This is a genomic window from Ensifer sp. LC384 (assembly GCF_001695865.1).
Classification (GTDB): Bacteria; Pseudomonadota; Alphaproteobacteria; order Rhizobiales; family Rhizobiaceae; genus Ensifer.
Genome location: NZ_MBST01000008.1, coordinates 145,057 through 167,916 on the forward strand (window position 1 = coordinate 145,057; position 22,860 = coordinate 167,916).

General features: G+C 62.5%; 20 protein-coding genes and 1 pseudogene. 3 read left to right on the forward strand and 18 right to left on the reverse strand.

From position 1 onward, the window contains the following. Positions 1-126: 126 nt before the first annotated feature. Together BC363_RS09560 and BC363_RS09565 are read left to right on the forward strand one after the other, a co-directional pair. Positions 127-1,140 (forward strand): SIS domain-containing protein, encoded by a 1,014-nt coding sequence (locus BC363_RS09560; protein WP_065781893.1) that lies wholly within the window; start codon positions 127-129, stop codon positions 1,138-1,140. 83 nt (positions 1,141-1,223) lie between these two features. Further along, positions 1,224-2,036: a PfkB family carbohydrate kinase gene (locus BC363_RS09565; protein WP_065782128.1), complete on the forward strand. Its 813-nt coding sequence runs from the start codon at positions 1,224-1,226 to the stop codon at positions 2,034-2,036. 12 nt (positions 2,037-2,048) lie between these two features. On the opposite strand, the gene BC363_RS09570 is transcribed toward BC363_RS09565, so the two are convergent. The 15 genes and pseudogenes from BC363_RS09570 to BC363_RS09635 all read right to left on the reverse strand — a co-directional run bounded on the left by BC363_RS09570 (position 2,049) and on the right by BC363_RS09635 (position 17,578). After that, on the reverse strand, positions 2,049-2,936 hold the full coding sequence (locus BC363_RS09570; protein WP_065781892.1) for a DMT family transporter: 888 nt from the start codon (positions 2,934-2,936) through the stop codon (positions 2,049-2,051). Next, positions 2,926-3,897, reverse strand: a complete 972-nt coding sequence (locus BC363_RS09575) for an amino acid ABC transporter permease (protein WP_065781890.1) — start codon at positions 3,895-3,897, stop codon at positions 2,926-2,928. Before BC363_RS09575 ends, BC363_RS09570 begins: the two co-directional genes overlap by 11 nt. A gap of 21 nt (positions 3,898-3,918) precedes the next feature. Beyond that, complete coding sequence (locus BC363_RS09580; protein WP_065781888.1) at positions 3,919-5,199, reverse strand: FAD-binding oxidoreductase; 1,281 nt, start codon at positions 5,197-5,199, stop codon at positions 3,919-3,921. 64 nt (positions 5,200-5,263) lie between these two features. Next, positions 5,264-6,091, reverse strand: coding sequence for a transporter substrate-binding domain-containing protein (locus BC363_RS09585; protein ID WP_065781886.1), 828 nt, complete (start codon positions 6,089-6,091; stop codon positions 5,264-5,266). Positions 6,092-6,417: 326 nt separating this feature from the next. Further along, positions 6,418-7,848, reverse strand: coding sequence for an FAD-binding oxidoreductase (locus tag BC363_RS09590; protein WP_065781884.1), 1,431 nt, complete (start codon positions 7,846-7,848; stop codon positions 6,418-6,420). 55 nt (positions 7,849-7,903) lie between these two features. After that, positions 7,904-8,485, reverse strand: coding sequence for an S-(hydroxymethyl)glutathione synthase (gene gfa, locus BC363_RS09595; RefSeq protein WP_065781882.1), 582 nt, complete (start codon positions 8,483-8,485; stop codon positions 7,904-7,906). A 117-nt stretch (positions 8,486-8,602) separates the two neighbouring features. After that, complete coding sequence (locus tag BC363_RS09600) at positions 8,603-9,730, reverse strand: S-(hydroxymethyl)glutathione dehydrogenase/class III alcohol dehydrogenase (protein WP_065793295.1); 1,128 nt, start codon at positions 9,728-9,730, stop codon at positions 8,603-8,605. A gap of 49 nt (positions 9,731-9,779) precedes the next feature. Next, positions 9,780-10,466 carry an ABC transporter permease gene (locus tag BC363_RS09605; protein WP_065785894.1) on the reverse strand — a complete coding sequence of 229 codons (687 nt, stop codon included), beginning with the start codon at positions 10,464-10,466 and terminating at the stop codon, positions 9,780-9,782. A 3-nt stretch (positions 10,467-10,469) separates the two neighbouring features. Further along, entirely contained in the window at positions 10,470-11,177 is a 708-nt protein-coding gene (locus BC363_RS09610; protein ID WP_065785893.1) for an ABC transporter permease subunit, read from the reverse strand. A gap of 103 nt (positions 11,178-11,280) precedes the next feature. After that, positions 11,281-12,078, reverse strand: coding sequence for a transporter substrate-binding domain-containing protein (locus BC363_RS09615; RefSeq protein WP_065785899.1), 798 nt, complete (start codon positions 12,076-12,078; stop codon positions 11,281-11,283). A gap of 77 nt (positions 12,079-12,155) precedes the next feature. Beyond that, entirely contained in the window at positions 12,156-12,908 is a 753-nt protein-coding gene (locus BC363_RS36320) for an ATP-binding cassette domain-containing protein (protein ID WP_065785898.1), read from the reverse strand. Between the two features lie 162 nt (positions 12,909-13,070). Continuing rightward, positions 13,071-14,168, reverse strand: a pseudogene (locus BC363_RS36325) (DUF2817 domain-containing protein); the annotation flags it as partial. 73 nt (positions 14,169-14,241) lie between these two features. Beyond that, positions 14,242-15,357 (reverse strand): histidinol-phosphate transaminase, encoded by a 1,116-nt coding sequence (gene hisC / locus BC363_RS09625; protein WP_065785892.1) that lies wholly within the window; start codon positions 15,355-15,357, stop codon positions 14,242-14,244. 61 nt (positions 15,358-15,418) lie between these two features. Next, a complete protein-coding gene (locus BC363_RS09630; protein WP_065785891.1) occupies positions 15,419-16,519 on the reverse strand; it encodes an FAD-binding oxidoreductase in 1,101 nt (366 codons plus the stop codon). A 12-nt stretch (positions 16,520-16,531) separates the two neighbouring features. Continuing rightward, positions 16,532-17,578 carry an aromatic ring-hydroxylating dioxygenase subunit alpha gene (locus tag BC363_RS09635; protein WP_065785890.1) on the reverse strand — a complete coding sequence of 349 codons (1,047 nt, stop codon included), beginning with the start codon at positions 17,576-17,578 and terminating at the stop codon, positions 16,532-16,534. A 124-nt stretch (positions 17,579-17,702) separates the two neighbouring features. Here BC363_RS09635 and BC363_RS09640 point away from each other — a divergent pair, with 124 nt between their 5' ends. Continuing rightward, positions 17,703-18,635: a LysR family transcriptional regulator gene (locus tag BC363_RS09640; RefSeq protein ID WP_065785897.1), complete on the forward strand. Its 933-nt coding sequence runs from the start codon at positions 17,703-17,705 to the stop codon at positions 18,633-18,635. Between the two features lie 505 nt (positions 18,636-19,140). Here the strand turns inward: BC363_RS09640 and BC363_RS09645 are convergent. The 3 genes from BC363_RS09645 to BC363_RS09655 are packed head-to-tail and all read right to left on the reverse strand — an operon-like array spanning position 19,141 to position 22,857. Then, positions 19,141-20,760: a dihydroxyacetone kinase subunit DhaK gene (locus BC363_RS09645; RefSeq protein WP_065785889.1), complete on the reverse strand. Its 1,620-nt coding sequence runs from the start codon at positions 20,758-20,760 to the stop codon at positions 19,141-19,143. A gap of 11 nt (positions 20,761-20,771) precedes the next feature. After that, positions 20,772-21,767, reverse strand: coding sequence for an ABC transporter ATP-binding protein (locus tag BC363_RS09650; protein WP_065785888.1), 996 nt, complete (start codon positions 21,765-21,767; stop codon positions 20,772-20,774). Further along, positions 21,760-22,857, reverse strand: a complete 1,098-nt coding sequence (locus BC363_RS09655; RefSeq protein ID WP_065785887.1) for an ABC transporter ATP-binding protein — start codon at positions 22,855-22,857, stop codon at positions 21,760-21,762. Before BC363_RS09655 ends, BC363_RS09650 begins: the two co-directional genes overlap by 8 nt. Between the last annotated feature and the right edge of the window lie 3 nt (positions 22,858-22,860).

Sequence of the window (22,860 nt, forward strand, 5' to 3'; positions counted from 1 at the left end):
GTCCGCTTCGCTTCACGTGGGCATTTCCACAAATCGCGGAAAGCCGTCTTGACAGGTATTTCCCACGATGTCAGTTGTCTTACAACTAAAGCGTCACCGCTTCCTGCAAACATCGAGAGCAGAACCATGCTGAATTTTGACGAACAGAGATTCCTCCGTATCCAGTCCGGCGCAGTCGCGCTGCAGAACCGCCTGGAAACAGTGATTGTATCCTGTCTTTCGGCGGGCGCAGAGAACATCTTCTTCCTTGGCACCGGCGGCGCGGCGATCCTGATGCAGCCCGCGGCTCAGTTGCTGCAGCGGCGCTCGCGCTTTCCTGCCTTCATCGACATGCCGGCGGAACTGGTGCTCACAGGCTCGGCTCACCTGACGGACAAGTCGATCGTCGTCATGCCGTCGCTTTCCGGTACGACGAAGGAAAGTGTGGCCCTTCTCGCCAGGCTGAAGGAAATCGGAGCGACGGTTGTGACCCTGGTCGGCCACGAGGAGACGCCGCTCGGCAAGGGCGGAGACCACGTCTTCGTCAATTTTGCCGAGGACGATACGTCCTGCGAATCCTTCTATCTGCAGTCGCTGTTCATCGCGCTCGCGATCCTGAACCATCGTGGCGAGATCGAAAACCACGCCGAGATCGTCAGCCAGCTCTCCCGCATGCCGGCGCTGCTGCTGGAGGTGAAGCGGGCCTATGAGCCGAAGGCGGAGGCCTTTGCCAAGATCCTCGCCGGCTCGGATTATCACATCATTACCGGTGCCGGGAACGTCTGGCCGGAAGCGTTCTACTACGGCATGTGCATCCTCGAGGAGATGCAGTGGATCCGCACCCGTCCCGTACACGCGTCCGATTTTTTCCATGGCACGCTCGAACTCGTCGAAAAGGGCGTCAGCGTCATTCTCTTCAAGGGCGAGGATGCGGCGCGCCCGCTTGCCGACCGCGTCCAGAACTTTGCGCCGGTCTACACAGACAAGCTGACCGTTCTCGACACCGCCGAGTTCGCACTGCCCGGCGTTTCGGCCGATGTGCGGGCGCTGGTGTCGCCCGTGCTGCTGGCGACTGTGCTGGAGCGCATCAGCGCCCATCTCGAAGTCCTGCGCAACCACCCGCTCACGACAAGGCGCTACTACAAGCGCGTCGCCTACTGATATTTGCTGCTTGACGCGATAATCCGGAGCTGCGAATGCGCATCATCGCGTTCGCGGCTTTGGCGTCCTATCCCGAGATGCGCATGAAAACCTTCCGCTTCGCCGCCGTCGGCGACAATTGCATAGACCGCTTCCAGCCTCCGCTTTCGCAATCGCTTGTTGGCGGCAACGCTGTCAACGTTGCGGTACAACTCGCCCGGCTCGGCCACGTCTCGCACTATTTCGGCGCCGTCGGTTCGGATCCGGCCGGCTGGCGAACGCGGCATCTCCTGGCTGACAACGGTGTCGACGTCACGTATATGCGGGAACGTGTCGGCGTCACCGCCTATACCGAGATCGACGTGCTTGCCTCCGGCGACCGCGTCTTCACCTTCGAGGATTTCGGCGTCTGCGCCGGCTACGAGCCGGACGCGGACGAGATTGCCGTCCTGAAGACCATGGATCATGTGCATATCGGCTGGATGGACGATGGGGGCGTTCTGCGCCGCACGCTCGCCGATGCCGGTATCAGTGTGTCGCAGGATGTGTCCGTCAATGCCGATCCGGTCAATCTCGGAACCGAGGGCCTGGCGATCGCCTTCGCTTCCGCCGGCGACGACGACGCGACGGCGGAAGCCTTGCTGCGCCGCCTGCTGGAATGCGGCGTGCCGCTCGCCGTCGTCACGCGGGGCAGCAAGGGGGCCATGGTCGGCGATGGAAGACAAACTGCTTCGATCGGCATCCGGCCGGTCGAGGTGGTCGACACGACCGGTGCCGGCGACAGCTTCATTGCCGGCTTTCTCGCAGCCCGAATTGCGGGTCTGCCACTACCTGATTGCCTTGCGGCCGGGCGCGACCGGGCTGCCCTGACCTGCATGCATGTCGGCGGTTTTCCGCAGCTGCCGCAGCCGCTCTGACGGGGCCGGGGACTATTTCAGAACGAGCAAGCCCGAAAGCATGATGATTCCAGCCCCGGCGATCATGTGCAGTTCCACCGGGGTCGAGAAGAGAAGAACCCCGTAGATGCATCCCCAGATGATCTGGCTGTACTGGAACGGTGCGACCACCGAGGCCTCGCCGATCCGGAATGCGCGCACCAGCAGCGCATGGCCGCCGAGAAGCAAGAGGCCGCCGGCAATCGCAAGACCGAGGTCGGCAAGGTCGATCGGCAGCAATCCACCGGACGCGGCAGCGACACCAAGCGCAACAGGCGTCATTACGACGAGAAGGCTTCCGACGAGTGCTTCATCCGTTTCCGCCACTTTCGCCCGGCGCAGCAAGATCAGGGAAAGCGCGAACAACACCGCAGAGCCGAGCGCCGCGGCATGGCCGAGATTGAGGGGCGCCACACCCGGCTTCAGGGCGACGGTAACGCCAGCGAAGCCGATCAATACGCCCACCCAGCCGACCGCCGAAAGCCGTTCGCGGAGAAACACGAAACCGAGAACTGCAACGAGGATCGGCGTGAGAAAGGCGATCAGGTAGGCCTCCGCCAACGGCAGCTTGGCGAAGGCGTAGTGGATCAGCATCGTATCGATCGCCAGCAACAGCGCACGCCAGAGGGCGAGGCCGGGCTGGCGCGGTATCAGCCGCCCGCTTCGGCCGGTTGCGAAAGACTGGATCAACAGTGCAACGAGGGCGGCAGCGGTGACAAGGAACGTCACCTGTGGCGCCGGCAGGCCCGATGCCATGACCTTCACGATGGCATCGGTGGCCGAGAAGATCGCGAAGGCGACAACAACGAGAAGGGCGCCACGGCCGTTCGACGGCACGATCGACGCGCCGCCGCGGGCCGTGGCGGGCGCGTCAACGGGCATTGAAGCGGCCGAAGCGCTCCTCGATGCGAGACTGGGCGTATTCCAGCCCGATCGACAGGATCCAGTAGATCATCGATGCGGTGATCAGCATCTCGATGTGGCGGAACTCGGTCTGGCCCTGGGTGCGGGCGAGATACATGATTTCCCAGACGCCGACGACGGAGACGAGGGAGGAGTCCTTCAGCATGGCGATGAACTGGTTTCCGGTCGGCGGAATGATGACCCGCATCGCCTGCGGCAGGATCACGAGCGCCAGGGTCTGGTTGGGGCTGAGCCCGAGTGCGGTGGCGCCTTCCGTCTGGCCGCGTGAAATGCTCTGGATGCCGGCGCGGAAGATTTCCGTCATATAGGCGCCGTAGCACAGCGAAAGCGCCAGGATGCCGGCAGGCACCGCGCCGATCACATAGCCGACCTGCGGCAGGCCGAGATAGATGATGTAGATCTGCATCAGGAGCGGCAGGCCGCGAAACAGCGAGGTGTAGAAGGTGGCGAGGCCGTAGACGACACCGTTGCTGGACAATTTGGCGATTGCGCCGGCCAACGCGATGACCGTCGCGATCACGATGGAGATCGCGGAAATGTAGAGCGTCGTCACCACGCCCTGTGAGACGAGAAAGCCGATCTTCTTGGCGATGAAGGCGAAGGACAGGTCGAACGAGTAGAAGAAGAGCATCAGAAGCACGAAGAGCTCAAGCCAGACGCCGACCACCTGCTGGCGCTGTGAGAGCTGGCGCAACGCTTTCCAGTTGGCGGCAACGATGAGCGCGATCAGGAGAGACGAAACCAGCCGCCCCATGGTCGGGTTTTCGCCAAGCCAACCTGCCGTGGCGGGCAGGACATGGCCGATCCAGGCAGAGCTGACACCGAGCATGTAGAGCGCAAGGACCACCAGGGTGAGGATCAGCAGCGCGCCGGCACGGCGCGAGGCTTCGGGATAGATGAGTATCAATCGACCGATCATGGTTCAGACCTTTCCCGTTTCTCAGGCGGCGCGCTCGCGCCACCAATCCTGTGCCTGGAGCTTCCAATAAGTGAGCTGGGCGACGGCAAGCCCGGCAAGCCCGCCCGCCCAGACGAGGCCGAACGGTTCATAGAGCTTGTAGCGTTCGGTCTCACCGAGAATGCCTTCGGCGATGACCTTGCCGCCGATCGCCGTCGTGTTGAGGCCATGTCCGCCGAAGGCCGTGCAATACCACACGCCGGGGCTCATGCGCCCGATCTGGGGCATCAGATGGCGGGCGTAGGACATGAGGCCCGACCAGGCGATTTCGGTCTTCAACCCGGCGAGTTGCGGATAGGTGCCGACCATTTCGGCGCGCAGTTCGCGCACGAGCGCGTCCGTCGAGGCTGCGCGAGTGGTTATGCGACCGCCCCACAAGAGGCGCCGGCCGCCATCGATCACGCGGTAGTAGTCGCCCGCGCGGCGGTTGTCGCCGACGGCGTCCTTCGTTGCGATCGCCGATGCGATAAGATCCGGCGCATCCTCGCTGACCATGACGTAGGTTGCGATCGGCAGGAAGGAGCGCTTCAGCTTTCCGTTGAGCGATCCGGTATAACCACCTGTCGTGAAGACGACATCGCGGGCCGTCACGCCTCCACCTGCCGTTTTCACCCGCTTCTGTGCGCCTGCCAGGTCCACGGATTTTACCGCGGACCTTTCGCAGATGCGGCCGCCAAGACGTTCGATCTCGCGGGCGATGGCGCGTAGATAGTTCAGCGGGTGCATGTGGAACGCATTGCGGTTACGCAATGCCTGGAAATAGCGGTCCGACTTGAGGACCGCGCGGACCGCGTCGCGATCCATGAATTCGAGTTCGTAGCCGTAGCGCCGGCTGGTGTCTTCCGCATAGGCCTTGAGGCTTGCAGCATCGTCGTAGCGCAGCACGCTCATCAGGCCGGGTTGCGACTGCGCGTCATCGATCTGAAGGGCGCGGATGTTTTCACGGATGAACTCCGTGCCTTCGATCGACAGCAGATGGAGGCTGCGGGCTGCTTCTTCGCCGGTGACGCGCGCGATTTCGTCGCCGTCCGTTGCGTAGCCCGGGCTGACGAAGCCGCCGTTTCGGCCGGATGCGCCGTAACCCACGCTTTCGGCTTCCAGAACCGTGACGCTTTTGCCGGCACGCGCCAGTTGCAGGGCAGTCGACAGCCCGGCGAGGCCGCCGCCGACGATCACGACGTCGCAATCGTGCGAGCCAGACAGAGCAGGGCGCGCTGTCTGATCCACCATGGTGCGCTTATAGTAGGTATCAGGATAGGTCATGATGTGCGGCTCCCCCAGATGCGTGTTGCGGCGCGGGCCAGATCGACCCACGCCGCTATGCTCGTCAGTCCGTGCTGTAGTCCTTGCCGTACCACTTGGTGGTCAGCGTGCTGAGAGTGCCGTCCTTCTTCATCTCCTCGATGATGCTGCCGACCTTTGCCGTCCAGTCCTGATCGACTTTCTCGGCGATCACGACGAGCGGCTCGCGGAAGGCATATTCACCTTCCAGGCTGCGGAGCGGATAGCCATTCTTGATGGCGTTGAGGGCCGTCTGCTCAGGCGCGATCACCGCGTCGAGGCGCACGCCGCTGCCAAGACGAAGATCGTCGAAGGGCAGCATCGAATCGGCAAAGGTTCGCACTTCGCCCGGCTCCAGTTTGTATTCGATCGGCGGCAGGCCCGGCGCGTCGATTTCCAGTCGGCGGTTGATGAAATCTTCCGACGTCGTCGCGGTCTCGACGCCGATGACCTTGCCGTTGAGGTCGGTCACGGACTTCGCCTCACTGTCCTTGTGCACGACATAGACATAGGGGCTGTAATAGTAGATGCCGACGAAATCGATGACCTGCGCGCGCGCTTTGGTCGGCGTTACGGAACCGACGCCGAGATCGTAGCGTCCCTGCCAGCGGCCGCCGGTCAGCGTTGCCCAGTCCGGCGTCTCGAAGCTCACCTCGACGCCCAGGCGCTTGGCGATTTCGCGGGAGACGTCGATATCGAAGCCGACCATCTCGTTGCTGTCGTCCAGATAACTCTGGGGCGGCCAACCGCTGTTGGTGGCGACGACCATCGCCTTCTTTTCGATGACGCGGTCAAGCGTCTGCCCGGCATGGGCAGAGGCGGCCGTGGCGACGAATGCGGCGCCTACGGCCAATCGTACAAAGAGCTTCCTCACATGATCCTCCTATTCGATCCGTCAGCCACGATCCCCTTTTATGTAAGATGTCTGACAACTGAATGTGTCAGTGCTCGCATTCTGGAGTCAAGGCCGTCGAGAGGACGAAATCATGAAAGAATAAGATAAAATCATATATTTCCGTTATGAATGGCAATCTTAACGCAGGAGCATTTGAAATCGTCGCAGAGATTGGCTTTGCACGCAGCGGCCGCCTTGCCACATTTTAAGGGAGGTCAGCCTCTACTGCATAATTCCTTAGATCGGATCCGATCTAAGGATAAGATTATGCAGCAGGTTTAAAGCGTTACAGCGTCCTTTGCGCGTCATATTTGACGCGCGGCGCTGTAAAGCGCGTCCGCGCACAACACCTTTCCGGGATTGAGGATCGCCGACGCATCGAGCGCGTCCTTGACCCGATACATCAGCGCCAGCTTGACCGGATTCGATGTGGCTGACAGTGACCCCGCTCTCTTGGTGCCGATCCCATGCTCGGCAGAGAACGACCCGCCGATCGTAACTATGTCCCTGTACACCACCTTCTCAATGGCTTTCGCCTTTTCGCCCGGAATGTCACGGCCGGCCGCGTTGAGGACGATATGGAGATTTCCGTCGGCAAGATGGCCGAACACGTAGGGATCGAGCGCGGCATCCACTTCGCTCAGATCCGCAAGGCAGCGATCGAGATAGCTCCCGACTTCCGAAAGAGGGACCGAGACGTCGTAGGATGGCGCGCTCGGATGCTTTCGGTAGATGAGGTCCGTGTCTTCGCGTAGCCGCCAGAGATCCGCCTCCTGCGTGCCCGAGGACGCAATCACGGCCGAGACGTCGGGGTGAGCTTCGATGAGGTCTTCATAGATACGGCCGAGTTCCGATTGCAACGCTGCCTCTTCGGTCCCGCCGAGCGAGACCAACAGGTTGACTGGATGGTCGGCATTGTAGTCCGTCGCCGACCAGCGATGGTGGCCGGATGTCAGGCGGAAATAGGTATTCCAGATCGCCTCCGCCGCGCGTAGATGACCATATTCTGCGTCGAGCCCTCGACGAACCGTCTCGAGCACGGCATCCACCGATGGTAAGCCAAAGAGGGCTGTTGCTGTGGCAGGGGGCTGGGGTTCGAGTTTGACGGCAATGCGCGTTATGATGCCGAGCGTACCTTCGGCCCCCACGAAAAGATGCTTTAGATCATAGCCGGCGGCGTTTTTCACGACGCGTGTAAGGTCGGAATAGATCGAGCCATCCGCGAGCACGGCCTCCAGACCAAGAATGCGATGCCGCATAACCCCGAACCGAAAGGCTGCAATACCCCCGGCATTCGTCGAGGCCATGCCTCCGATAGTTGCCGAACCGCGCGACGGCAAATCGATCCCTGTTTCAAGTCGATGCTCCGCGGCCGCCACTTGCAGCGCCTGTAGTGTCACGCCAGCCTCCACGACTGCAACGCGCTCGATCGGTGAAATATGCAGGATCCGATTGAGGTGGGCGGTCGAAAGCACCAGTTCGCCCGGCCGAGACATCGCCCCGCCTACGAGCCCGGTTCGTCCTCCATGGGTGACGAGCGAGACCCCGTTGGTGAGGCAACATTTGACGATGGCGGCAACCTCCCCGGTGGTTCTCGGGAGGACGACAGCGCCTGCCCCCAGGTTTTCAGGCGCAACTCCGTGGTCGATCGTGGAAATAGCCTCTCCGTCCTTGAGGTTTCCTTCACCGACAATTTTACGGACTTCGGCTTTGAATTCGGGGGGCAGGCTATGCATTCGATGTTACCTGTTGGTGGATATCGAGAACGATGAGGTGCTTGCGGCAAGTCGCTCAGGCGGTGTCCGTCCTAAGCGCGCCACTCTTTTTCGCCGTCCAGGTGGCGATGTAGTCCATCAGGCCGGGGTTGAGGCAGTCATAGGGCTCGATACCAAGGTCTCGCAGGCGGGCACGCACGCTATCCATCTTTGCCGGATCGTATCCGCTTTCGATGATCGAAGACACGAAGGCCGCAAACCCGGGCTTTGCCCAGCCCGTTTCCTGGAACCGCTCAGGATGCAGGAAGGAAAGCCCCTTGAACGCATGGTCGCGTTCGACGGGGCCGTACATGTGCACGCCGCAGTCCTTGCAGGCGTGGCGCTGAATAAGAGCGGCCGGATCCACGACAGCGAGCTTGTCGCCGTTTTCGAGTATCTCGACATTGTCCGTCGGCGCGACGGCGACGATCGAGAAGACAGCACCATCGGGCTTCCAGCACTTGGTGCAGCCGCAGGCATGGTTATGGGCAATGTCGCCCTTGATCCGGACCTTCACAGCGTTGCTCGTGCAGTTGCACACAAGTGTGCCGCCCGAGAAGGCCGCGTCGGTCGCCTTGAAACCGGAATCGAGGGATGGATGTATCGCAATGCTTGGCATGGGCTTCTCCTCCTTCATGGCCGGCGCGCTATGCCCGGCCGATCACTGGCATCGCTAGGCGGACGCTTGGCGATGCGATGAACGGATTGCATTCGTGATGCGGTTTTGAACCCGCGCTCAGTATACCACGACGCTGCGGATGCTCTCGCCGGAATGCATCAGCTCGAAGCCCCTGTTGATGTCTTCGAGCGGCATGGTGTGGGTGATCATCGGATCGATCTCGATCTTGCCCTCCATGTACCAGTCGACGATCTTGGGAACGTCGGTGCGGCCGCGGGCGCCGCCGAAGGCGGTGCCCATCCAACTGCGGCCGGTGACGAGCTGGAACGGCCGGGTGGAGATTTCCTGGCCGGCGCCGGCAACGCCGATGACCACCGACTTGCCCCAGCCGCGATGCGAGGCCTCGAGCGCCTGACGCATCACCTTGGTGTTGCCGGTGCAGTCGAAGGTATAGTCGGCGCCGCCGATCTGGTCGGCCCCGCGCTTCGTCATGTTGACGAGGTAGGGCACGATGTCGTCGCCGATCTCCTTGGGGTTGACGAAATGGGTCATGCCGAAGCGTGTCCCCCACGGCTTCTTGTCGTTGTTGAGGTCGACGCCGATGATCATGTCGGCACCGGCAAGCCTGAGCCCCTGGATGACGTTGAGGCCGATGCCGCCGAGGCCGAAGACGATCGCGGTTGCGCCCATCTCGACTTGTGCCGTGTTGATCACCGCGCCGATGCCGGTGGTGACGCCGCAGCCGATGTAGCAGATCTTGTCGAACGGCGCGTCGGGGTTGACCTTGGCGACGGCGATCTCCGGCAGCACCGTGTAGTTGGCGAAGGTGGAGCAGCCCATGTAGTGATGGATCTTGTCCTTGCCGATCGAAAAGCGCGAGGTGCCGTCCGGCATCAGGCCCTGGCCCTGGGTCGAACGGATCGCCGTGCACAGATTGGTCTTGCGCGACAGGCAGGACGGGCAGGAACGGCATTCCGGTGTGTAGAGCGGGATGACGTGGTCGCCCTTCTTGACCGAGGTGACGCCCGGGCCGACATCGACGACGACGCCGGCACCCTCATGGCCGAGGATCGCCGGGAACAGACCTTCGGGGTCGGCGCCCGACAGCGTGAAATCGTCGGTGTGGCAGATGCCGGTGGCCTTGACCTCGATCAGCACCTCGCCGGCCCGCGGGCCTTCGAGCTGAACGGTCATCACTTCCAGCGGCTTGCCGGCCTGAACGGCAACGGCGGCGCGTACATCCATGGGCATTTCTCTTTCCTTTCAAAGTTTCCGGCCGTTTCAGGCGGTAGGCCTATCGGGGCAGGTAGCGCGTAAGACGGGCTTCCAGGAGCCGTACGAGCGTGATCAGCGCCAGATTGATCAGCAGATAGAGCACACCGGCGATGGCGAATATTTCGAGGATTGCATAGGTCTGGCTCATCAGCCGCTTTGCATGGCCGGTGATTTCCAGGACGGTGATGGTGGAAGCGAGGCTCGTTCCCTTGACGACGAGCACAAGCTCGTTGCCGTAGGCCGGCAGCGCTTGCCTGATGGCAAGGGGAAACGTGATCCGGCGAAAGCACAGGAGCCGCGACATGCCGCAGGCCTGAGCAGCTTCGACGAGCCCTCCCGGAATGGACATGAGGCCGCCGCGCAGGATTTCCGACGTATAGGCCGCCGTGTTGAGTGCCAGCGCCATGACCGCGCAATGGGCGCCATCGCCGACGATCCACCAGAGTATGGGGTTGTCCCGCACGAAGGAAAGCTGGCCGAGGCCATAATAGAAGAGAAAGAGCTGGACCAGCAGCGGCGTGCCGCGGAAGACGGTGCTGTAGCCTTTGGCAAAACCGCTCAGAGCCGTGTTTTTCGACAGGCGCATGACCGCGAGCGCCAGGCCGAGATTGAAGCCGATGGCGATCGAGGCAACCGTCAGGACGGCGGTGAGCCACAGTCCCTTGGCGAGGGTCGGAACTGCGAGGCGAACGAGTTCGAAGTCCATGGCCTATTTCCTCGTACGGGAACGCAAAAGGCGTTCGATCCAGTCGAATCCACCCTGGCTGACCAGCGTGATCGTGAGGTAGACGACAGCGGCGATGAGATAAAAGATGAAGGGATGGCGGGTCGAACCCGCCCCGACGAAGGCGGCGCGCATCAGTTCCTGCAAGCCGACCACGGAGACAAGCGCGGTGTCCTTGATCGTGGTCTGCCAGACATTGTTCATGCTGGGCACCGCGATCCGCAGCATCTGCGGGGCGATAATGCGGCGGAAGATGCGCCTGCCTGGAATCCCAAGCGCCCGCGCCGCCTCGATATGTCCGCCCGGAATGGCAGCCAGAGCCCCCCGCACGACCTCGGTCGAATAGGCGCCCGATATGGCTGCGATGGCAACGACTGCGATGGTGAAGGCGTAGCCGTTGCCAGCCAGTCCCTCGTAGCCAAACGCCGCGGCGATCCGGGCGACGAATTCCACGGAGGAAAAAAAGAGGAGGTAGATGATCAGAAGTTCCGGCACGCCGCGCACGATCGATGTGTAGACATCCACGATAAGCGTCAGCGGGAAAAGTCGTGCCCACTTGATCAGGCCGCAGGCGACGCCGATGACGATGCCGAAGGCCATGCTCGCGACCCCGAGGGCGATGGTGATCGCCGCGCCGCGCAGGATTGCGCTGATCCAGCCGCCTTCCCATACCTGCCATAATCCAAGTTCCATCGAACCAGCCCAAACCTGTCTATTGTCCTGTCGGATGCTGAGTCCCCCGGAAGAAGAGGCCGGCCTGACGGCCTTTCCTCACCCGGGAGACGTCGTGTTGGTGTTACTGGCAGGGACGGGAGATGTCCGTCTTGAACCAGGTCTGGCTCGCCTTGCCGATCGAGCCGTCAGCGACCAGTTCGCAGAGCGCCTTGTCGATGCGGGCCTTCAACTCGGTATTCTCCTGCGAAATGCCGACGCCGATGCCTTCGCCAAGCGTCGGATCGAAAGTGCTAAGCACCTTCACATCGACGAACTGGAAGTCCTTGCCATCCGGGCGCGCCAGGAAATCCTGAAGGGCGGAGGCATCGGCGAAGGCGGCCTCGACACGGCCGCTGGCGAGATCGATCTGCATCTGATCGAGCGTGTCGTAGGTCTTCAGGGCGGCGGAGGAGGCGCGCTTTTCGACGAAATGGGCATGGGTCGTGCCGGCCTGGACGCCGACCGTGCGGCCGTCGAGTGATTTCAGCAGCGTCTCGATGTCCTTGATGCCGACAAGATCGGAATCCTTCTTCACCACGAACATGTTTGCGAGCTCCGCATAGCCGACCGAGAAGTTGATCTGCTTCTTGCGTTCAGCCGTGATCGACATGCCGGAAATGATGATGTCGAAACGTTTGGCTTTGAGCGCCGGAATGAGGCCGTCGAAGGCCTGCACGACGAAATGGCACTTCATCTCCAGCTTGGTGCAGAGCAGGTTCCCGACATCGGCGTCGAAACCCGTCACGTTACCGGCGGAGTCTGCCATGCTCCATGGCGGATACTCGCCCTCCGTCCCGATCGACAATTCGCCCTCAGCGGCCTGGGCCGCGGTGAGGCCGGCGGCGAAGAACGTGGCGAGCAACAGACTTTTCAGCTTCATGTTTTGGTTCCCCATGTTGAGCATTCTTGTTGGCTCTCGTCCGGAGAGATCCCCGGACGGGTGATGGCGGCGGGATGTCAGAGCGTACGGGCCAGGAACTGGCGCATGCGTTCGGAGCGCGGGTTGGTGAAGACATCCGCCGGGGCACCCTCTTCCTCCACCTTTCCCTGGTGGAGGAAGAGGATCTTGTGCGAGACCTCGCGCGCGAACTGCATTTCGTGCGTCACGAGGATCATCGTATTTCCGTCTTCGGCCAGTTGCCGGATCACGCGCAGCACCTCGCCGACAAGTTCGGGATCTAGCGCGGAGGTCGGCTCGTCGAGGAGGATGAGCTTGGGGCGCATGGCGAGCGTTCGGGCGATGGCGGCGCGCTGCTGCTGGCCGCCCGACAGCTGGCCGGGATACTGGGCGTGCTTGTCGGAGAGGCCGACTTTCTTCAGGAGCGCATGGGCATGGTCGACAGCCGCCCGCCGCTCCTCCTTCAGGACATGCAGCGGCGCCTCGATGATGTTTTCGAGAACCGTCATGTGCGGCCAGAGATTGAAGTTCTGGAACACCATGCCGACGCGCGAGCGGATGCGCTCGACCTGCCGCATGTCGGCCGGCGCGGCGCTGCCGTCCGGCGTTTTCTTCAGGCGGATTTCTTCGCCATCGATAACGATGCGCCCGTCGTTCGGCTGTTCGAGCAGATTGATGCAGCGCAGGAAGGTGCTCTTTCCCGAACCGGAGGAGCCGATCATCGAGACGACCTCGCCAGGTTGCGCGGAGATGCTGACGCCGTTAAGCACGGGGAGGGGGCCGAAGCGCTTGTGGATGTCGTGCACCTCGATCGCCGGCTTTTCGTCAAGTCTTGGACCGGCAGCCTCCGGATGGGCGACGACGGTAACGGCCGCTGCGGCAGGAACGGATTTTTCGACACCCGCGCCGCCGACGGCTTTGAGGTCGGCAAAGGCGCGGTCGAAGTGGCGAAGCGAGGCCGCCAGACAGGTGCGCTGCCAGTCCGCGTCCTCGGGAATGAAGGCGGCGCGCAAGGTCTTCTTGATCCTGCCGCCGAGCGGCGTATCGATCTTGCCGAACAGGTGGAGCCAGTTGTCCGCCTGAACCGCATCCGAGACCGTGGCACCGTCGAGGGTTCCGCATTCGACCACCAACGGCAGGACGCGCGCCTTCGGCAGCGCGTCTCGCACCGCGGCCGAGACATAGCCGGTGGCCGTTGCGGCGATGCCGGTATCTGTCGTCGCATTCTCGCCGGTGACGACGACCGAAAGCGCGGGGCCGAAGATGCGCCGCCCCCAATCCAAACCGTCGTGCTCGCTCTTGGCGACGGAGAGGAGAGCAGGATAACCGTAAGGGCCTGCGCCCGTGTGCAGGTCGAAGACGACGACCTCAGTCGCCTGTTGCGCGAATGTCGACAGGATCTCGATGAGGGTGCGGTTGGACCAGACTGGACCGTCGCCGCCATAGAAGAGACCGTCCGGAAAGTCGTACTGGCCGGCCTCCACGATGGGGGCGATGCCGGCATAGCCGCCGAGCCGCCGCTTCGCGGCGTCGTAGGCCTCAGCGGCCGCATCGCGCTCCGGGCCTTCCCAGGCGCGACAGACGAGGGCGCCGTGCAGCGCGGCATACCGTTCGTTTTTCGGCGGCGCCTTCTGCCAGTCGATGAAGTTGCGGTTGAGGTCGACGTTGTCTTCGTTCACCCGGCGCGTCCAGGCCGTCCCCCAGGGGTTGATGAGGTGGATCGCCAGAACGGCGGTATCGTCGGGAATTTTCCAGGGGGAATTCTGCGAAAACCAGGCGGCCTGGCAGGCCGAGCCGAAGGGGCCTTCGACGCCATGCGTGCCGGAAATCAGCACCAGGAGCTTTTCGGCATCGTTGCGGCCGAGATAGGCGACGTCCGTCGCCAGACGCTCGCCGTTCGGTCCGTGCAGCGGATGCAGGTATTCGACCAGGCTGGCCCCAGCGGTGCGCGCGGCGGCGAGAAACCGGGCGCGCAGGGCGGAAAAGTCACCGGCGAAAAGACCGGATGGCGTTGAAGGGGACATGCGAGGGGGCTCCCGGTTTGCTTTGTGCAGACGTGCGTTTGCGCTCATTGTTCGTTCCCGTGGGGTCGTGGTCCGACCCCTTGTTCTGTGTTGGATTGGAGGGGACGTCGCAGCCGTCTCCTCATCCCTCACGCTCGGCGAGGGCGCGAAGCGCGTCGAGAAAGCGGTCGTTTTCCGAGGGGGTGCCGATCGTTACGCGAATGAAGGTGTCGTAACCCTCTTCTTTCCACGGCTTGACGATGATCCCTTTCGACAGAAAGTGATCCAGTGCCGCCCGGCTGTCCCAGGCCACGTCGATGAACAGGAAGTTCGTCTGCGATCGGGCCGCCGAAAGCCCCATGGCGGCAACGGCCTCGGCCACACGTGCCCGCTCGCGTTTCAATGCGGCAACCGAAGAGCGCATCCATGCCTCGTCCTCCAGCGCTGCGACGGCAGCGACCTGCGCGGCGGCATTGACGTTGAAGGGCGTCTTGGCGGCGGTCACGGCGCGCGCCAGCCGCGCATCGGACATCACGGCGTAGCCGACGCGCAGGCCTGCAAGGCCATAGGCCTTGGAAAAGGTTCGCAGCACCACCCAGGACAGGTCCGTGGCCGAGAGCGCGGCAAGGCCGTCGGGCATGTCTTCGTCCGTGAACTCGAAATAGGCCTCGTCCAGAACGAGAAGCGTCTGCGGCGTGACCGCCGCGACAATGCGCTCGAGGCTCTCGCGGTCGAGCGCCGGACCAACCGGATTAGAGGGGGAGGAGAGGAAGAAAATCGCCGGCGCCCGGGCGAGCATGGCGACGATCGCCGGTATGTCGAAGTCCAGATCCGTCCGCATGGCGACCTTCTCGACCTTGGCGCCATTGGCCAGCGCCTCGATCTCGTGCAGCCCGAAGCCGGGACAGACCGTCGCCGCGAGGGCACCGGGACGCAGCACGGCGCGACAGACCGCGGCGATCATCTCCTCCGAGCCGTTACCGGCCACGATGCGTTCAGCGGGAACGCCGAGCTTATGGCTGAGCGCCGCCCGCAGCACCGTACAGGCCGGGTCGGAATAGCGCGACGGATTGAGGTTGGCGAGCGCCGCGGCGACATCCGGCGAACAGCCATCCGGGTTTTCATTGCTGGCAAGGGCCGCGATGTCCTGCCGACCGCTGTGTTTTTGTGCGGCGGTGATGTTCATGCCGGCATTGTACGGCGGCAGGCCGGCTACATGCGGATTGAGCGGGATTTCGGTATGAAGCGGTTTCGTCACGGATCCTCCTTCGGGGATTGGACACCCTGGTTTTCAGGCCGCAGCCTCTTGTTCTGAGCGGTCAGAGATCGAGCACGATCGAGGATTTCGGCCTGGTGCAACACAACAGCACCCGGTCGTCCGGCATCGCGTCGAGCGGCTCCTCGAAATAATCGACCTCGCCTGAGACGAGACCCTGTTCGCAGGTCCCACAAACCCCCGCCCGGCAGGAGAATTCGGGCTCGATGCCCTGTGCCTCCAGGAAGGCAAGGATGGATTCGCTCGTCCCATCCCAGGCAAGGCTGCGCCCCGACTTCTGGAGAACGATGCGGGGGCCATCCCCTTCGGTGGTGGGCTCGGCGGCGCGCGGCGCTGCGGGTCGCGCTGCCGTCTGCCCGGCCTCCGACAACAGGCTCGCCGGCCCGAAGAATTCGTAGGCGATGCGTTCCTTCCGCACTCCGAGGCCGGTCAGAATGCCGTAGAGGGCCTGCATGAACGGTGGCGGCCCGCACATGTAGATGTCGTAGTCGTCGAGCGGCAGAATGCTCTGGAGCGTGGTGCGCGTCAGGAAGCCCGTCGAGTGGCACCGGGCAACCTCGAGATCGCCGCTCTCGGCGAAGCGGTAGCAGAAGTGTACGGCGATGCCGGGCCGCAGGGCGGCGAGATGCTCGACTTCCTCTCGCAACGCATGGACGGCCGCGCTGTCGCAGGCATGGATGAACCAGACGGGGCGGTCGCTTGCCCTTGCCAGCGCATCCAGCATCGAGACTGTCGGCGTCAGCCCGACGCCGCCGGAAAGAAGCACGACAGGCCTCGAACTCGCGCCGTCGAGCTTGAAGGCGCCGCGCGGCGGGTCGATCTCGATGACGGCACCCGGCTCGATCTCGTCATGCAGCCAGCAGGAGCTCAGGCCTTCCGGAACATCCTGCGATGGTGCGGCTTCACGCTTCACGGTGATCCGATACGTGCCTTCCTCGCGCGGGGACGAGGAGACCGTGTAGTTGCGCAGGACATGGCCACCCTTGCGGTCGGGAACGCGCATCGTGAGGAACTGTCCCGCCTCGAACCGCCGCCAGTGCTGGCGTTCGAGAGGGGCAAGGCGGAAAGAGGTGATGGTGGCGCTTTCGCGCACCTTCGAGACGACTTCGAAGGGGCGGAAGCGCGAGGCCGCGGCATCGAGCATCCGAATTGGTCCTTATTCAGCCGCTTCGCTGGCCGTGTCGGCTTTCGCCTCGGCGGCAATCAGCTGGGCCAGCTTGCGGCGAAAGCGCATCGGGCCGACGTCGATCTTCAGGTCGAGGTTCGACGTCTGCATGTTGGCCATTCCGTGATGGACCGCCTCCAGCACGACGCGATCCTCCTCGAAGGCGCCCCGTACGGATTTTGCGAAACTCTCGGAAACCTTGGCGTCGTCAGGCGCGAAGTTGCGCATCTGGAACCAATAGTATTTGGTCCGGTTTTCATCGACCGGCGTCATGAAGTTGTAGCTGTCCATGAGGAAGGTGTTTTCTGGCAGCGCGCGGCCTTCCCCGCCGGTGTGGGCCGGCGCGAAGATGGCCTTAATGATCGCGTTGCTCGGATAGCGCACCTCGTAGTGCTGCTTGCGGTCGGTGTTACCCTCGAATTGCAGGAAGGGCGCGTAGAACGGGGCCGGTTCGGAATCGATCATCCAGCGCCAGACGGTGACGCCGTCGTCCTTCACGGTCGTCTCGAGCGGCGTTTCCTCACAGGCCGAGCTCGCGAAGGACGACTGATGGACCCAGGCGACATGGGACGGGTCGAGCAGGTTGTCCGTCATGTAGAGGTAATTGCAGTTGAGCGTCATGGACTCGCCGCGATTGATTCCCCAGGCGGGATTGCCGAAATATTCGACTTCGAAGATTTCCTTCGGGTCCGCCTTCTCGGCATCGCCCATCCAGATCCAGAGCAGGCCGTAGCGCTCGTGGACTGGGTAGGAACGCACCTTGGCGACATGGGGAATGCGCTCGGCGCCCGGAACCCGCGTGCAGATGCCCGAACAATCGAAGGTCAGGCCGTGATAGCCGCATTCCACGTCGTCACCCTTGATGCGGCCCATGGAGAGCGGCAGCTTCCGATGGGGACAGGCATCCTCGAGCGCGGCGGCCTGGCCGTCCCGCTTGCGGTAAAGAACGATGTTTTCGCCGAGGATCGTGACGGGTTTCAGCTCGCGGCCGACCTCGTGATCCCAGGCTGCGACGTACCAGGCATTCTTGAGAAACATTTCGCTCTCCTTGCGTTTTGTTAAGCGAATGTCCGTCGTTTTTTTTGTGCCAACAAGTTGCCAGCTCCTGCGTTCTTTTTTAGATTTTCTAAATTGGAGCGACTGGCTGAAGGAGTGCTTTACGATGCCGAACCCGTCCTTGCGCGGCTTGCAGGCCTTTGAGGCGATCGGACGATGTGGCACTGTCAGCGCTGCGGCGGAGGACCTCGGTGTCTCGCCCGGCGCGGTGAGCCAGTTGGTACGAAACCTGGAGCACTGTCTCGGCCTGACGCTATTGGAGAGACGCGGGCGGCGTGTGGAGCTATCTTCCTGGGGCCGGTTGTACTATCGGGAAGTCGCGAAAGGCTTCCAGCAGCTCTCCCATGCTGCCAACGTTCTCACCCGCGCGCGCAACGAGACCGGGATCGTTCTCAGCGCGCTGACGTCGGTCGCCAACAAGTGGGTCAATCGCAAGATCTTCGACTGGCAAACGCTCTGTCCGGAATCGAGTGTCCGCATTCTCGGGCAGGAGCAGGAGCCTCGCATCGGTGCCGAGCAAGTGGATTTCCGTATTACCTACGGCCGGCGCTCCTATGTGCATGAGCACGTGGCAACTCTGTTCACGGACTGGATCGTACCGGCCTGCTCGCCGATGCTGATCGCCGGACGTAGCCTTGAAACGCCGCGCGATATCCTGACATTTCCGCTCCTCCATGTGGAATGGGAGGCGGACTACAAGGCTTCCCCGCAATGGAATGACTGGGCGGCGCTGGTGCACGCCGATGGCCGCCAGAAGTTCTCCGGCCTCTCCTTCACCTTGTCGAGCAGTGCGATCGACGCGGCCGTGAACGGCAGGGGATTCGTTCTTGCGCAAGTCTCCATGATCAAGGATGAGATCGCCTCTGGAAGCCTGGTTGTGCCCTTCGACATTCGCATGAAACTACCCGAAAGCTATTATCTGGCCTGGGATCGGGCTGCTCTCGAAAAACCGTTCGGGCAGAAGTTTCACAAATGGCTAATCGGGGTAGCGAGACAACAGGAGCTGCTCTCCGCTCCGCCTACAGGTTTAGCCACCTGAGGTGCGGTATTGGCACGGCCGCTCTGATGCGGCGGCTTTTAGCCGCCGAACGACAAGGTTGTCCGCGGTCGGCATGTCGGCTCCATGGTGGTGGTTCCAGATCGAATGCAACGATCGCTAGAAACCTACATGCTTTGACGCTCCACAGCCAACAGGTGCTGGCTGAAGATCTCCTTCGAAGATCGTATGTGCCGGAGATTCCAGGCTCCGCGCGTCTATTTAGACGCGCAAAGGTCGCTGTAACACTTTGAGTTTCTGCATAATTTTGTCCTTAAATCGATTCCGATTTAAGGAATTATGCAGTAATCCATAGGGTGACATCATCGATATCGTTAGGCCGGGAAGGTGAGGGGGGTGGGCACTCTTTCCGGCAATCGTCTCTCGGCACGCCGCCGACACGGGATTGGTTGCCACCAAAGGCGATATCTCGCATGCCGAGGCGATGCGATGACCGCCTCGGCATGGATCGGGTGAGCGCAACCTGCAACGCAGATGCGCTCGAGCATCACGCCGCGAGATGCTCGAACAGCCGGGCGACGGCCTCCGCACCCGGATCGACATGGCCCTCCAGTTGTCGCGCGTTGATGTAGGCGGCGCGACCGGCCCTGGCCTTGAGTAGCGTTGCCGTCAGGTTTGCTCCTTCCCGCGCAGCCAGGGCGGCCGAACGGACCCCGTCGCTGAGCGCGTCGAGAGCAGGGGAAAGCGCGTCCACCATGGTTCGGTCGCCGAGCCGAGCGCCGCCGATTTCCTGCATCCGGGCAAGTCCTGCCTTCAGCGCATCCCGCATGGGAAGGCCGCTCGACGCCGCGTCGCCGGCCGCGGCGAAGAAGATCGCCAGCAGCACCCCCGACGATCCCCCCATCGTCTGGCTGAGTTCCTGACCGATCGCCCGGTAAAGCTGGGTGTGGTCGGACAGCGGCAGTCGGTCGATCGCATTGATCAGGGCGCGGGCGGCGCCAGCCAGTGTCGAACCGGTATCGCCATCGCCCGACTTGGCATCCAGTGCGTTCAGGTCCTGCTCGGCTGCAATCAGGACCCGGCAGCAATCGATGATGAACTCGCGCGTTTCCTTGTGGTTGGACGACAGGGGGGCAATGGGCGTCAACCCGTCGGGCAGCACGCTGACGATGACCGGCTTGACAGCCGACAGGCCGGGCCATGCCGCCATGGGAACCGGTGTGCCGAGCGCCTTGAGATCGGCTTCGTCGGCGGGATAGACGGAAACCGAAAAGCCGCGCATGTCGAGGGATGTCATCATCGGCGCGGGACCGACCACATGCGAAATCCGCGCACCGATCGAAGACGCGACAAGTTCGTGCGCCAAAACCGACATTTCCAGGCTGGAGGTGCCGCCGAGATTGTTGATGAGCGCCACATGTGGCCTGTCCTCCATGGCAGCGGCGAGCTTGCTCGCGACCGCCTCCATGGCCGTTCTGGCATCGATGAATTCGACTTGTTCGACGCCTGCCTCGCCGTGGATACCGAGCCCGAGTTCGGCCATGCCGGCCGGAATGCGGTCCTCCTTCGGCGATCCGGGAACCGTGCATGTATCGAGCGACATGCCGATGCTCTTCGACCCGGCCGAAACGCGCCGGGCAGCAGCCGTCACCGTTTCAAGATCCGCACCGGCCTCGGCCAACGCTCCTGCAATCTTGTGAACGAAGAGAGTGCCGGCAACGCCGCGGGCCTGCGGCAATTCGGGCAATGCCACGTCATCGCCGACGATGACCATGCTGACATTGAGGCCGAAGGCACGGGCGCGTTCGGCGGCAAGGCCGAAATTCAGCCGGTCGCCGGTATAGTTCTTGACGATCAGCAGGCAGCCGGCAGGGCCCGTGACTGCGAGAATGCCGGCAAGCACCGCATCGACGCTCGGTGAAGCAAAGACGTCACCACAAACGGCCGCGGTCAACATGCCCGCCCCCACGAAACCGGCGTGGGCTGGCTCGTGCCCGGCCCCGCCGCCGGACACCAGCGCCACCTTGGACTTATCCCAGTCGTTGCGTAGAACCACGCGAATATGCGGATAGCCGTCCAGACGCGCCAGCGAACCGCCGCTCATGGCCAGCAGGCCGTCGATCGCCTCGGTGACGACGTCTTCCCTTTTGTTAATGAACTGTCCCATGTATTTTTCCTCTAAGCTAAGCGCATGCCGGCCGCGTCGAAGTAGAGCGGCTTGTCGGGCTGAATTTTCACGGTATCGCCACTTTTCAGCCTGGTATGGGCGTCGGTGACGGTGATGAGATCGTTCTTCCGGAAGGACAGGTGAAGGCGGGTCTGGTCGCCGAGATGCTCGACCCGCCTGACCAGCGCTTCCTGGCCGCTGCCCTGGGTAATATGCTCCGGCCGCAAGCCGATGTGCACGGCCCTGGATGGTGCGCCCGGAAACGTGTCGGCGGGAATAATGTTGATGCGGGGCTGGCCGAGCTTTGTTGCCGCATAGATGCTCACCGGATGCTCATAGACCTCACGCGGAGAGCCGAACTGCACCAGCCGGCCTTCGTGAAGCACACCGATATGCGTTGCCATTGTCATTGCCTCGATCTGGTCGTGGGTGACATAAAGCAGGGTGGCGCCGGATTTGGCCTGGATGTTCTTCAGCTCGATGCGCAGGTCGGCCCTGAGCTTGGCGTCAAGCGAACTCAAGGGCTCGTCCATCAGATAGATCTGCGGCGTGCGCACCAGCGCACGCCCAATCGAGACACGCTGCATCTCGCCGCCGGACAGCGCCGTCGCCTTGTTGTCGAGTTTGTGGGAAATCTGCAGGACCTCGGCGATCGCATTGACCTTGCGGTCAATCGCCTCCCGTGGCGTCTTCAGTAGGGGCGATTTCAACGGGAATTCGAGGTTCTGCCGCACCGTCAGATGCGGATAGAGCGAATATTGCTGAAACACCATGGCGACATTCCGCTGCGCCGGTGTATGCCCCTCGACTGAGCGGCCGCCGAAATAAATGTTGCCGCTATCGGGGCGATCGAGGCCGGACACCATGCGCAGCGTCGTGGTTTTTCCGGCTCCCGTCGGCCCGAGGAGAACGACGAAGGAACCGTCCGGTATCGTCAGCGAGACGTTGTCGAGCGCTGTATGATTGCCAAACGTCTTCGTCACGTTTTCAAGAATGACGTCAGCCATGACGCAATACTCCCTCATTGGCTTCGGACAGAAGCGCCCGCCCATTCTCGCCCTCGAATATCGTCAGGGTGCCGGGATTGAATTCGAGGCCGATGGTCTCGCCGGCTCTGACGGCCTGCCTCGAGGATGCACGCGCCTTGACCTCGCCGTTCGGTGTCGCCAGTGTGATGATCTGCGTGGTGCCGAGATATTCGGTGGCAAGCACTCTGCCGCGATACTCAGACGCATCGGAAAAGCCGATATGTTCGGGCCTCACCCCCATTGTCAGGTTGCCCTTGGCTCCTTGCCGAGACGAAGGAACGTTGACCTTCTTTCCCGAAAGCTCGATGACAGTGTCGCCGGCATCGATCATGCCATCGAAATCGAAGAAGTTCATGGCCGGGGAACCGATGAACTTTGCGACGAATTTGGTCGCCGGCCAGTCATAGATTTCCTGCGGCTTGCCGAACTGCTCGACGACGCCATGATTCATCACCACGATCTTGTCGCCCATCTGCATGGCTTCCAGCTGGTCGTGGGTGACGTAGACGGTGGTCGCGCCGATGCGGTCGTGAAGTGCACGCAGTTCCTCGGCCATATGCTCGCGAAATTCGGCGTCGAGCGCGCCAAGGGGTTCGTCCATGAAGAAAGCCTTCGGACGGCGCACGATGGCGCGGCCGAGGGCGACACGCTGGCGGTCGCCGCCTGACAGTCCGCCGACCGGGCGATCAAGGATTGTCTCGATCTTGAGAATGCGGGCCACATCTTCCACGCGTGCCTTGACCTCGGCCCGCGGCATGCCCTGGCTCAGCAGAGGATAGGAAATGTTCTTGCGCACATTCATATGCGGATAGAGTGCGAACATCTGGAAGACGAAGGCGATGTCGCGCTGGCTTGCCGGCTTCATGCCGACTTCCTCGCCATCGATGTAGATTTCACCGCTGGTCGGCAGTTCGAGGCCGGCCATCATTCGCAATGTTGTCGTCTTGCCGCAACCCGATGGTCCAAGCAGCATGAAGAACTCGCCGTCTTCGACCGTGAACGAGGAGGATTGGACAGCTGTGAATGCTCCGAACTCCTTGCGCACATTCTCAATTCTGATCTGTGCCATGGG